The sequence below is a fragment of the Gelidibacter maritimus genome, assembly GCF_014062315.1.
Lineage (GTDB): Bacteria > Bacteroidota > Bacteroidia > Flavobacteriales > Flavobacteriaceae > Gelidibacter > Gelidibacter maritimus.
In genome coordinates this window covers 134,526-147,846 of record NZ_JACGLT010000011.1, presented here as the reverse complement: position 1 = coordinate 147,846, position 13,321 = coordinate 134,526, and the positions used below count along the sequence as shown (strand labels likewise).

General features: G+C 37.3%; 8 protein-coding genes. 5 read left to right on the top strand and 3 right to left on the bottom strand.

Features of this window, described 5'->3' with window-relative positions:
• Positions 1 to 159: 159 nt before the first annotated feature.
• On the top strand, positions 160 to 1,131 hold the full coding sequence (locus tag H3Z82_RS14035; RefSeq protein ID WP_182206138.1) for an IS110 family RNA-guided transposase: 972 nt from the start codon (positions 160 to 162) through the stop codon (positions 1,129 to 1,131).
• Between the two features lie 161 nt (positions 1,132 to 1,292).
• On the opposite strand, the gene H3Z82_RS14030 is transcribed toward H3Z82_RS14035, so the two are convergent.
• The 3 genes from H3Z82_RS14030 to H3Z82_RS14020 form a co-directional block, all read right to left on the bottom strand.
• Positions 1,293 to 1,823, bottom strand: a complete 531-nt coding sequence (locus tag H3Z82_RS14030) for a GNAT family N-acetyltransferase (RefSeq protein WP_182206134.1) — start codon at positions 1,821 to 1,823, stop codon at positions 1,293 to 1,295.
• Between the two features lie 104 nt (positions 1,824 to 1,927).
• Entirely contained in the window at positions 1,928 to 3,064 is a 1,137-nt protein-coding gene (locus H3Z82_RS14025; protein ID WP_182206133.1) for a tyrosine-type recombinase/integrase, read from the bottom strand.
• A 912-nt stretch (positions 3,065 to 3,976) separates the two neighbouring features.
• Positions 3,977 to 4,480, bottom strand: coding sequence for a helix-turn-helix domain-containing protein (locus H3Z82_RS14020; RefSeq protein ID WP_182206132.1), 504 nt, complete (start codon positions 4,478 to 4,480; stop codon positions 3,977 to 3,979).
• Between the two features lie 1,043 nt (positions 4,481 to 5,523).
• Between H3Z82_RS14020 and H3Z82_RS14015 the strand changes: the two genes are divergently transcribed.
• The 4 genes from H3Z82_RS14015 (at position 5,524) to H3Z82_RS14000 (ending at position 13,176) form a co-directional block, all read left to right on the top strand.
• Complete coding sequence (locus H3Z82_RS14015) at positions 5,524 to 5,901, top strand: peptidase associated/transthyretin-like domain-containing protein (protein WP_182206131.1); 378 nt, start codon at positions 5,524 to 5,526, stop codon at positions 5,899 to 5,901.
• 332 nt (positions 5,902 to 6,233) lie between these two features.
• A complete protein-coding gene (locus H3Z82_RS14010; protein WP_182206130.1) occupies positions 6,234 to 9,218 on the top strand; it encodes a SusC/RagA family TonB-linked outer membrane protein in 2,985 nt (994 codons plus the stop codon).
• A gap of 12 nt (positions 9,219 to 9,230) precedes the next feature.
• Entirely contained in the window at positions 9,231 to 10,589 is a 1,359-nt protein-coding gene (locus tag H3Z82_RS14005) for a RagB/SusD family nutrient uptake outer membrane protein (RefSeq protein WP_182206129.1), read from the top strand.
• Positions 10,590 to 10,827: 238 nt separating this feature from the next.
• A complete protein-coding gene (locus tag H3Z82_RS14000; RefSeq protein ID WP_182206128.1) occupies positions 10,828 to 13,176 on the top strand; it encodes an alpha/beta hydrolase family protein in 2,349 nt (782 codons plus the stop codon).
• Positions 13,177 to 13,321 lie beyond the last annotated feature (145 nt).

The following is a 13,321-nucleotide window of genomic DNA, read 5'->3' as shown; positions in this document are numbered from 1 at the left end:
GGAGTAAGGTTACTATACACGGTGAAGCTTTTAGACTTCGGCAACATTGATAATCCCCGCTCTTTTACTACTTAAATCACGTTCAGTTCTGTGAGACCTAGATCTCGTTTTCAAGTTGTTGTGACCCAAGTAGCTGGTTCTTTCATGAATTGTTTTGATATGAATAAATATAAGGAAACTTTTGGAGTTGACATCAGCAAAGATGTCTTTGATTTGCACGGTAGCAATAGTGGCCACGATCAGTTCAAGAATAATGAAAAAGGATTTAAGTCCTTTTTAAAGATACTTCCCCAAGATTCAATTGTGGTGATGGAGGCAACGGGCTATTACCACTATAGGCTCGCACAGTTTCTATACAAAAGCAACATAGTGGTATCGGTTGTAAATCCCTTGTCTGTAAAGCGTTTCATACAGATGAAACTTGCCAAGGTGAAGACGGACAAGAGCGATGCCAAAGCTATTTGCGATTATGCGATGGCTAATGAGGTTCCACTTTACAGTGCCCTGACCGATGTGCAGGCAGAGTGTTTGCAACTGTTCCGATTGTTGGACAGTTATCTTAAAAAGCGCACGGCAGCCAAAAACAAGTTGCACGGCGAAGAGACCCTCGGCATTCCCTCCAAGTTCGTTTACCGGTCCCTGAAACGGGACAGAAAACACTTGGACAAGGAGATTGCCGGTATCGAGGAGCGTCTGCTCTCGCTTGTTAGGAAAGAACAACAACAGCAGCTCACCCTTTTAACCACCGTTCCAGGGATAGGTATAAAGACTGCATTGTTTTTGATTGTGGTAACCGATGGATTTTCCAAGTTTGAGACCGCTGCACAGCTCTGCAGCTATGTTGGTATTACACCTACAATTCGAGAGTCGGGAAGCAGTGTACGCGGTCGTAGCAGGATCAGTAAGGTCGGCAACAAGAAACTTCGTAACCTGTTGTTCCTTTGTGCTTTCAATGCCTGTAAGTACAACAAAGCGTGCCGCGAGATATATGAGCGAATCGTAAACAAGGGTAAGAGTAAAAAATTGGCGCTTATTGCAGTAGCCAATAAGTTATTGAAACAGTGTTTTGCAATCGTGAAATCTGGTTTACCGTACGATGATGCCCATGTGTCAGTGTTAAAGATTAATTAATCGGACTCATCAACTTTGGTGCTGATTATTGATTGTTGGATTGGAAATAAAACGACGAAGGAGCTTTATTCCACTTCAACAATGCCAGGACCGCATTTGTCAAATTTAATGGAGAAAAGCCTTGTTTTTTGCCTCAGTTCTTTGTTGTGGTGTCGTATTTTTTATTCGTTAAACTCTTTTGGATATTCAACTATTCCATTTACTCCTTTGAGTCCATTTTCAATCAATTCAATTACCATACAATTCTCTTTCGGAACTTCAAACGGCAATTCTATTCCATACTTATCAGCTTGTTTATAACCAAATCTTGGATAGTAATTTTCGTGTCCAAGTAAAACAATTGATTTATGTCCTAATTCTTTAGCTTTTTTATGGGCTTCGACTATCAATTTTCCGCCAATTCCTTTTCCTTGAAATTCAGGTAAGACAGAGACAGGTGCTAAAGCCAATGAGTCAAATTCGTTCGATTTGTTTTTAATCTTAAGTTTTGTCAACAGAATATGTCCAACAATTTTGTTTTCGGTTTCGGCTACTATTGAAAGTTCGGGAACAAAAGCATTTGACTTTCTCAATCGTTCCACTAAAAACTGTTCCTTGTGGTCGCTCATTTGTTCATTTTCAAATGCCTTTTCTATTAGGTTAAAGACTGTTTTAAAGTCTTCTGGATTTTCTTTTCTTATCGTTAATTTCATTTACTTTTTCGGTTTTTTCTGCGTTCCTGTTATATGCACCACAACATGTGTATATATAACATATGACCCTAGGAGTGACGTATATATCACCTATGTGCACCATGCTATTTTAGTTTATCTTTCTCAAATGTACCTGATTCATACAAAGAATCCAAGGGGCTTGTTAAAGTTTTGTTGTTTATTCCCACAACCCGAGTATAAATCTCAGTTGTTTTAGTGCTGGAATGCCCCAATGAGCTCTGAATATAACGGATATTTACACCTTGTTCCATAAGATGCGTAGCATAGCTATGACGTAAGGTATGGGGCGTACTCCATGGGTTGCTTTTAGTGTCTTTTACAGCCTTCCGATAAATACGTTGGATACTCTGTGCGGTATATTGACCCCCGTTCTGTCCTTCAAACAACCAATAGCTAGGCTTGTGCTCACGATAGTATGTCCGTAAAATATCCAATAGAACTGGGCTAAGTGTAGTATGCCTGTCCTTCTTGCCTTTAGAGTCTTTAATGAAAAGATAACCGTCTTGGCTACGAACGTCCACCACCCGTAAACGCACCACTTCGCCCACTCTAAGGCCGGCACCATATATAACATGAAGTATGGCTTTATGCTTTATATTGCTCGGGCAATTTATAATGGCAGCCACCTCTTGCTTACTTAAAACATCTGGCAAATCCTTGCTCTTGGTAGGCCTTGTAATATTGTAATACTCACGAGGCAATCCCAAAGTGTGCTCATAATAGCATTTTATGGCATTTATGAGCTGGTTTTGCTTTTGCTCACCTATCTTGTACTTATTGATTAGGTAATAAACAAAACCTTCTATCTGTTCCTTGGTTATTTCTCGGTATGCAACCGATTCAAAATACTGAAAGAACTGGATCAAATTACTCTGATAATTACGTATGGTAGCCTGGCTAAAACCTTTAAGAATCATTTTTTGGTGATTCCGGTCCAATTCTGCCTGAATTGCTTCCGAAATCTCCATTTGTGGAATTACAGTAGGAGCTTCTGTACTTTGTTTGAGTAGTTTCTCGCCAAAAAGCGTTTCTAGCCTTTTTACATTTTCTTCGGTATTGACAATGCTCCACAGCCTTTGATGGAAATGGTAAAAAGTGCCGTTGAGTTTCTTAAAAGCCTCACGCTCCTTGGTCATTTCATATGGAATCCTTAGCTTGATCCGACCAGCTTTGACCTGCGGGAGGTAAATGACAATCTGGGCTCTATCCTTCCTTTCCATTATAGATTTTTTAGAGACATATCCAAATTTAGAGAAATTGGATAACACAAATAGCATTGCAAACGATATTAAACGTATTTATCCGTTAGGAACGATTGCGTATATTTACCTATATAACAACGGATTATATGGATCATAAATGTAAAATATGTGCAAAACCGATCAAAGGCCGATCGGATAAGATATATTGCTCAACACACTGTAAAAATATATACCACAAAAAGCTTCGCTATGCCTCTAAGGTCGCCGCAATAGAAATCAATGGCTACTTAAAACGCAATTACTCGATTCTATTGGAGGTATTGGGCAAAAACAAAATACAGCTTAAAGTATATAGAAATCTATTGGAGAAGAAGGGGTTCCGCTTTAAGTACCATACCCATTTCCATATAAATTCAAAGGGTAAAACATTCTTTTATTTATATGACATAGCCTGGATGGAGTTTTCTGATGATGAGATCCTGATTGTACGAAAGAGGTAATTAAAAAACTAATTTCGGGATCATAGTCGCTCAAAATATCCCGAAACAATTTCGTCTTCCGTAAAATAAAACCCTACTTAGGTCACATTCTGTCAGTTTGCCCTGTCCTATAGTTGTATAACTATAACAGGATTTAATTAATAATCTGTATAGCAAATTTAGGACGGTTCAAAAAAAATAGGTATAGCGTATATAAAGCATGGATAAAGCATAGATACTCCATGGATAGTGTATGGAGAGTGTATGAGAGGGAAAAGGCTATTACAAACCACCACTACCCTATCTCAAATTTCAGTTTACCACAAAAAGATAAGAGTATTATTCCTTTGCTTTAACCATCTGTTTAATATACTTAAGTTAATTAATACAGTAAATACTTTAAGCCTCTATCAGTAGGGCGTCTTTGAGTTTATAGTTTTTAAATCATAATTTACGCTTTGTAGTAAACATCCTTCCTACCAACCTTTTCTCCCGTCTTTACTAATTCATCTTGTTTCAGGTTTCTCATAACACCAGCGATGGCGGTAGAAGTTATATTTTTATCAATTGTATTTATTCTTAATAATTCAATTTTGATTTCTGCAACAGTTTTACCAACTTTAAGAAAATTGGTGTTTACTATATGTTCTCTAATTTTTGCAGTTAACTTGGTCGCTTCCTTTCGCTCTTTCGGTAATTCTTTCTTGGGTTTTAATGGTATTTTAAAATCTATCAAGGTTTCTAAAGGGTATTGTACAGCTTTTGCATATTCAATATATAAATCGATATTTTTAGCTTCACCCTTTTCAATCTTTATGATGGAACTTTTAGAAATCTCAGTCATATAAATCACATCTTCAATTGAGAGATATTTTCCCAAGCGATAAGATTTTAGTTTAGAGCCTAATTTTTCCCTATAAAAAGAAATACTATTTGTATTGGATTTATTACTCATATTATTTTTATCATGCTTTTTCGTTTTTATTTAGAAACTTATTTGCATTTGATTGAATTTTGTTTATATTTGTCTTAGCGAATTGATAGTAAGCTTTTATAAGGCATATTAAAACGATGATTTCTCGAGTCAAAACGACCAATTTAACCTTCGAGAGAATCGTGAAATCGCTCCATGTCAAAAAGTTTTTTACTTTTGCACACGGCATGCGAGCGGTTCTCACGTTAACTTTAGAAGGTAACTTTATAATCAAAAGATTTAAAGTAGGGCTTGGTCGCCCTTGACTCTAAAGTGTGAGACCGCTCCTTGCTTTTTATGCAAGAAATCTTCATACTCTCGAAACATCGTTCCATAATTTCAATTGTGAGAGCGATTTTTTGTTTCTAGCCAGTAGTTCCCCACTACCTTCTGACAAAAGAAAATGGCTTCAAAAAATTATACTTACAACAGGTAATGTAATGTTAGGTTTTATGGCCCAAACATTACAAAATCCATAACCGCCCTTGGTTCCCAATGTTTGGAAAACCCAGGTTGGTGCTTATATTAAAATCTGACAGTTTAAAAGTAGCATCAATCTTCACGTTTTCCAAATGTTTTAAGGTTTTACCTAAAATATAGGACAGCAAGGGCATTTATAAAAACAGTAATAACAATTTAAAACCAAAACACTCATGAAAATCAATCGTGACCAAGCCTAAACCTCATCATTGAGATACGCTACAACTGGAGTTTGCAACAAAAACCTCGCTATCGCCAATTGCAAACTCTAAATCCCTAAGAAAACGGCAGCACTATAAAAGTCAGTGCCACATAGCGAACAGTTAGAATTAGTCTTTGGGAAAGGGCTGCTGCAACTGTTAGATTTGGTTTCTAAGCAGTGGCCCAACTTCCCTAAAAAAAATACTGCCTATGAAATGAACATAACGTAAAATGACACTGCCGTACACCATAAATCGGCACTAAAAAGCCCACTCCCAGTTTTCGACGACAATGGAGCAGGCCAAAAGTTAAAATAATTGTATCACTTTAACCAACACAAAACTATGATAAATAATCATAAATCAGTAAGGTGGCGGCGTATTTTTGTCTGCTTTCTCTTCTTCCTTAGCATTTCCATGACCCTTTCTGCCCAGGAAATTGTTACCGTAACCGGAACTGTCACCAACGCCGAAACTGGTAAACCTATAGAATGGGTATCTGTTTACGACAAGGATAGAGCATATAGTTCCACTTACACTGATAAAGCTGGAAATTACAATATCAACATACCATTAGGAAAAGCTGTGGTTTTTGCTCGGCACTGGTATTACGGTATGATATATACTGTAGATTCAATCCATTATAATGTTGCGCTAAAACCGCTGCCAAAAGGAGTCCAGCAAGAAATGGACAGACGCGCACGCAAAGGTGGTTCACAATAGCAATACCCTATTTCTTCATAGTGACAGGGTTGCTTTTTTGATAAAGCTTTGCTCCATAAGTAAACCTCACGCTCCGTGCAAGTACCCTACCTACATCAGGATTTTAAAAAATTTAAATCAAAAATACAATTATGTTATCTAAGCCAAAAATGAATATCAATACCAAACTATCTCAACTGAAAAAAGTGTTCATTCCGAAGAATTGAGGGGTCTCGTTAGAGATTCTTCCTTTTGTCAGGATGACAAAAAAGAAAAACCCCTAAAAAGTTACAGCTTTTTAAGGGGCTGAATAGAAAAACAATTGTTTAACTAACCATTTCATTTACAAAATTATGAAAAAACATACGCATCATAAGCAATACCTCAGTCCTGTCATCGGACTATTGCTATATCTCATACTTTACGGAAATGCCCATGCGCAAAGTAGCATCACCCTGACAGGAATAGTAAGAGATTCGGAAGCCCCCTTACCCAGCGTAAGCGTTTGGGAAAAAGACACCAACAACGGCACGATGACAGACGAAAACGGAAGGTATTCGTTAAAAATCAAACCAGGCGGTATTGTAACGTTTAGTTTTATCGGCTACAAAACCCAAACCCACATTGTCAGTGGAACTACGCTAAACATCACCCTCCAACCCGATCAAGCTATATTAGACGAAGTTGTGATTAACGCAGGCTATTACAACGTTAAAGATAAAGAACGCACCGGCAGCATAGCCAAGGTAACCGCTAAAAACATTGAAAACAAGGCAAGCAATAATATACTCGATGCTCTTCAAGGACAGGCTGCTGGCGTTCAGGTAATCCAAAAAACCGGGTTGGCAGGCGGTGGCTTTGATATTCAGATTCGTGGGCAAAATAGCCTACGTACAGATGGGAATATGCCGTTATATGTTGTGGATGGGATGCCGTTGTCTAATGAAAACATACACGACAAAAGCTTATTATCTGCTTCTCCATATTTAATAAGTCCATTAAACATAATTAACCCCAACAATATTGAAAGTATCGAAATCCTCAAAGATGCTGATGCCACGGCTATTTACGGTTCGCGTGGGGCAAACGGTGTCGTGCTAATTACCACCAAAAAAAGCGCAGTGGACGGCACTTCCTTTTACCTCAACAGCTATACCGGTTGGGGAAAAATCACAAAAAAAGTACCGTTAATGAAAACAGAACAATACTTAGAAATGAAAAAAGAAGGTTATCTCAATGACGGTTTGACAGAGTATAGAGCATCAGACCACAGCATTAACGGCAACTGGGATTATTCAAAATATACCGACTGGCAGGACAAATTGATTGGAAATACCATGCAGTTCCACCACCTCGATTTTGGTATGCGTGGAGGTAATCAAAACACTAATTACAACTTCAGTATTTCACAACATGAACAAAGCACTGTTTTTATTGGCAATCAAAAACAAAACAACCTCTCAGTACAAACCGGATTAAAACACAGCTCCAAAAACGATAAATTTCATCTTAATCTTTCAGTGAGCTATAATCAATCAAAAAGCAATTTACCCGGAACGGATTTTACATTAACAACATATTCCCTTCAACCCAATGCTCCGGAACTGTACAATGAGGACGGCACGCTAAACTGGGCAGAATCTGCATGGACTAACCCATTACAAGCATTGGAACAAAAATACAGAGCACAAAATGATTTATTGCATAGTGCCATGATGGTTGGGTATCAAATTACTAATAATTTTGAATTTAATCTTCATGCGGGATATTCAAAAAGTAACATCAATCAATCACAGATTATTCCTCACACTTATTATAATCCTTCTTATGGAATGGATAGCAACTCTTCTTCAATTATGACTAATAAGGGAGAAAGTATCAGCTGGAACTTAGAGCCTCAAATCAATTGGCACAAAAACTGGAATAAACACCGGTTATCTGCTCTTACCGGACTGACCTTTTTACACCAACAAAGTGAACGTTTAGGAATAAGGGGACGTGGTTTTTCAAGTAATAGTTTAATTTACAATATTAAAGCTGCCACAACTGTTTCTATACTTGATGCCTATCAATCGCAATACCGCTACAACGCCATATTTGGACGATTAAACTACAATTATGGCAACCGATATATTGTCAATCTGACGGGACGTCGGGACGGCTCCAGCCGTTTTGGCGATAACAACCGCTTTGCCAATTTTGGATCGGTGGGAGCAGCGTGGATTTTTACAGAAGAAAACTTTTTAAAAAACAATCACTGGCTGAGTTTCGGAAAACTACGAGGCAGTTATGGTACTGCGGGAAGTGATAATATTGGGGATTATCAATACCTCAACACTTACTCTTCCACCGGAAATGTCTATGATAATGCATCAGGACTAAAACCGGACAGATTATACAATCCAAATTTTAGTTGGGAGAAAACCACCAAACTAGAAGCTGCTTTAGAATTGGGATTGCTTGATAACCGCATCAATACAAGTTTGGCATGGTATAAAAACCGATCGTCCAATCAACTGGTTGGTATTCCCTTACCAGGGACTACAGGTTTCAGCTCTGTCAATGCCAATTTAGATGCCACCGTTGAAAACTCAGGATTAGAACTCACTTTAAATACAGTAAATATACGCAAGGGCGAATTATACTGGACAACCGGATTCAATCTTTCAATTGCTAAAAACAAATTGATTGCTTTTCCTGATTTAGAAGGCTCTACTTATGCCAATCAATATGCCATTGGACAACCACTCAGTATTTTAAAACTTTATCACTTTTTGGGCGTCAATCCGCAAACCGGACTTTATGAATTTGAAGATATAAACGGCGATGGAAAACTGACAACCGATGACAGAACAACCTATCTCAATCCTTTACCCCAATGGTACGGCGGACTACAGAACAGCATCAGTTATAAAAACTGGGAACTGGCATTTTCCTTTTATTTTGCCAAACAAAAGGGAAAAAACTACAGAACAAGACTGATACCAGGTGCTGGTCAAAACCTAACGATGATTGTCGACCGCTGGCAAAAACCGGGCGATATAGCATCAGTACAGCGCTATACCTCCGGCAGCAATACCCAAGCTGTTCAGGCACATAACTACATGACGCAAAGTGATGGTGTTTTTACCGATGCTTCTTATCTGCGGTTAAAGAATATTGAACTTGCCTATACCCTGCGGATTCCGCAACTGCCCCAACTGCAATGCCGCATCTATGTGCGAGCTGAAAACTTCTTGACGCTGACCTCCTACAAAGAGAGTGATCCCGAAACCCAGCTGACCGGATACCTGCCGCCATTGAAACAGATGACACTGGGAACTCATATTAAATTTTAAAAAATTGATCTCATGAAAAAATATTTTATACTATTAATTAGTACTGTATTGGTTTACAATTGTGAATCTTTTACAGACATTAACTTGCCTGACAACCAATTAACAGGCAAAGTTGTTTTTGAAGATGTACAAACGGCAGATGCCGCCCTTACTCACGTGTACACGCTATTGTTTTCAGAAACCTTAGTGACCGGAAATCAAAGAGGTATAGGTGTTTTAATGGGAGCTTATGGTGATGAACAAACCTACCACACCACAGAAGGTTTTGCTCAGGGCGTCTTTTTCCTAAATCAGGTTGCACCAAATGACAATACCATAATGACATTATGGGACAAATCCTATCACGCCATTTATGCTCTTAACGCCATAATTGAAGGGGTTGAAAAAAGCAATATTACAGAAACAGACAAAAACAAACTGCTGGGCGAAGCTTATTTTACAAGAGCTTATATCCACTATTTTCTGTACGGACTCTTTGACGAAATTCCCTATATCACTTCAACAGATTATGAGCTTAACAGCAAAACAGGCAAATTAAAACCTGGCGAGCTAATTGATGCATTGCAAAATGATTTAGAACGGGCGGCGCAGTTCCTTAAAAACGTTCCGCAACATGTCCTTAAAGGCAGGCCCTCTATTGACGCTGTCAAAGTGCTCCAGGCACGCACAGCACTGTTACAACAAGATTGGGATAGCGTAATTAGGCTTACTTCCGAAATTATTGACAGCAACCATTATTCTTTGGAAACCGACTTGAATCTCGTCTTTTTAAAAGAAAGCACAGAAACCATATGGCAGCTAATGGCGAAGGCAGGAAATAACGCCATGGAAGGTGCTAGCTACATCTTTACAAAGATTCCTCCCGTGCAATCCATGAGTGAAAGTTTGTACAATTCTTTTGAAATAAGCGATTTACGTAAAACACATTGGACAAAAACCTTATCAAATGAAACGCAATCCTTTACCCACAGTTTTAAATACAAATACAATCAGCCTACAGGGACTTCAATGGAATACTCAGTACAATTGCGCTTGGCAGAGGTATATCTGATGCGCGCAGAAGCCTATATCCAATCCGGACAAACTGATATGGGATTGGATGACATCAATATGATACGCCAAAGAGCAGGCTTGGAAAACCGCATGACTGCTTCTGAACAAACCGTCCTACAATATCTGATAGAGGAAAGACAGCATGAGCTTTTTAGTGAACATGGACATCGTTTTTTTGATCTAAAACGCTGGGACAAACTCGACGAAGTGCTTTCGAACGTAAAGCCAAACTGGCAGACAGCTTACAAAAACCTGCCTTTGCCTGAAAAAGAATTGTTATTAAATCCTAATCTTAACCCTCAAAATAATGGCTATTAAATTTCTTAGGAGCAACATATACCTCCTTCTCGCTTGCCTGATTTCGTCGATTACTTGGGGACAATCTCAAAAGAAATATGTTACCGAAAATGAATACGAACAGTGGACAAGCATGTCCGCCGCCATTTTATCCCCCAAAGGCAACTGGGCCTATTACACCCTGAGTAATACCCATATCAAAGGAATGACGCAACCTGATCAACCCGCAGACACACTGGAACTAGCAGAATTGAGCAGCATGAAAAAACACGTTTATCCCTTTGGTCAGAAGCCTCAGTTCTCACCTAACGAAAAGTGGTTTTCATTTTTTAAAAACGATCAATGGGTGTTGTTTGACCTGACAAATAAAACCGAAACATGGACAGACAGCATCCTTTCTGCACAGTTTGCTCTTAACGGAGAAATCACCCTTCTTCGGCACAAGAATCATCCGGATAAACTGACCGTTTATAACAATAAGAATAAAAATGAATTGACAATTAATCATACAACGAATTTTAGTATCAGCCCTGATAAAGAAAACATGGTTGTAATACAGCAGAATGACAGCTTATTCAACCTGCTTCTTGTAGATTTAAAACAACCAGATAAACCAACACTGTTAAAAGAAAAAATAAACCATTCTTCCAATTTCAGATGGAGCGATTCGGGAAATTTGTTAGCGTTTTATGAAGAAACAAAGTCTATAAAAGGTGAATACAAAGACCATATATTGCATTGTTTAGATTTAAAGGAAAACACAAAAAATAAGATACTTTATTCAGAAAAACTCAATAAGGACTACTATCTAAATAGCCATGTAATAACCTTTAGCAAAGATGAAACAACTATTAATTTTATGGCATTCCCTAAAGATGAAAGCCATAAGATTATTGATCCACAGATATGGAGATCATCTGATGCTATTCACCCGCCTGTTGGAGAAACTTATAATAAAAGATGGCTTATATCATGGGATTTGACCAATGGGAAACTAACTCCGATATCTGATCAATCCTATTTAATGGCAACCGGAGATTACCAACATTTTTTTACGCTTAACAACAAAAATTATCAACCCTCTTTTAAGTATGGCAATTTTTATAATGACATCATTTCTAGAAACTCAAAAACCGGTAAAACAAAAATTATTGATAACGAATTCATTGTCCTTACCCGTTTAGAAGTCATCGCTACCAGTCCAAAAGAAAATTATTTTACATGGATTAAGGAAAAAGACTGGTGGGTTTACAATAGTGAAAAAGACGAAAAAACATGCATTACCTGTGGGATTAAAGACGAATTTGCAATTCCTGTTGATTCAGAGAACAGTCTTAATGTGCCTTATGGAACTGCTTTTTATTCAAAAGATAACAATAATATTATTCTGACTTCCAAGCATAATATATGGATCTACAATTTTAATGACAATGACATTCAGCCTCTGTTTAAAGATAATAAAAATTATAACTACCAAATTGAATCTGCTAAACCGGAATGGTTAGATTCAAGAGGAGAAAATTATAATCTTTATAAGAAACCACCTGTAGATTTGGAGAATGGACTGTTTGTGGTACAATACGATTTAAACACCAACAACGAATCTCTTTATTTGTATGAAACGGGCAACGAGTTGAAATTTATTACATCAAGTTTACACAAAATATCTTCTCCTAGAAAAGCAGGTGATGCAATAGTTTATACATTGAGTAATTATAATCTGCCTCCACAGATTGTTTATTGGAAAAATGGCAAAGAAACAATAATGAAACAAAGCAACAAACAGCAGCAAAATTATTATTGGGGACATTCAGAATTGTTGACTTATCCTGGTCCTTATGGAACTACTTTAAAAGGAATATTATTTTACCCTGGAAATTATAATCCAGATAAAAAATATCCTGTTATTTTTAAAATCTATTCTGAGGTAAACATAACTGCTTTGAAGGACTACATTCCATTAACACTTCAAAATTCAGTTGGTTGGAATAACTTTGTATTTACTACACAAGATTACTTTGTGTTTATGCCAGATATATCTTATAAATTAAATCACACAGGAGAATCTGCTTTAAAAAGCGTATTAGCAGGTGTGGATGCCATTAACAAAATACGGGGAGTCGACACCTCTCGCATGGGATTGTTCGGACACTCTTTTGGCGGATATGAAGCAAGCTATATTGCCACACAAACAGATAAATTTAAAACAATAGTTTGTTTTGCTGCTTCACAGGATTTATCATCAAACTATCTATCAATCGATGACGGTAAACGTTTCAATTATTTTAGATTTGAACATAACCAGTATAGAATCACAGCACCCTATTACAGTCACATTTTTTTGGATAATTCCCCCATTTTACAGGCTCATAAAATTAATACGCCAATGCTTTTAATCGCAGGTACAAACGATAATAGAGTAGATTGGAAAAACAGCATTAAAATGCAATTGGCACTCACCCGCCTGGAAAAAAAAAGCACCTTACTATTATATAAAGATGAATATCATGTTTTTACAGAAAAGCACAATCAAATAGATATCTCAAAAAAAATGATGGAGTGGTTTAATTATCATTTAAAAGATAAATCTAAACCTCATTGGAATTAATAACAAAAACAAGGGGCTGTCTCAATAGTGATTTTTCACAATTTTGGATTGATTGTTTTTCAATATATCCCTACTTACATTAGTAAAACAATAATTATTAAGGCTCACTTGTACTGTTTATTGAGAAATTACAAATGAAAAAAGG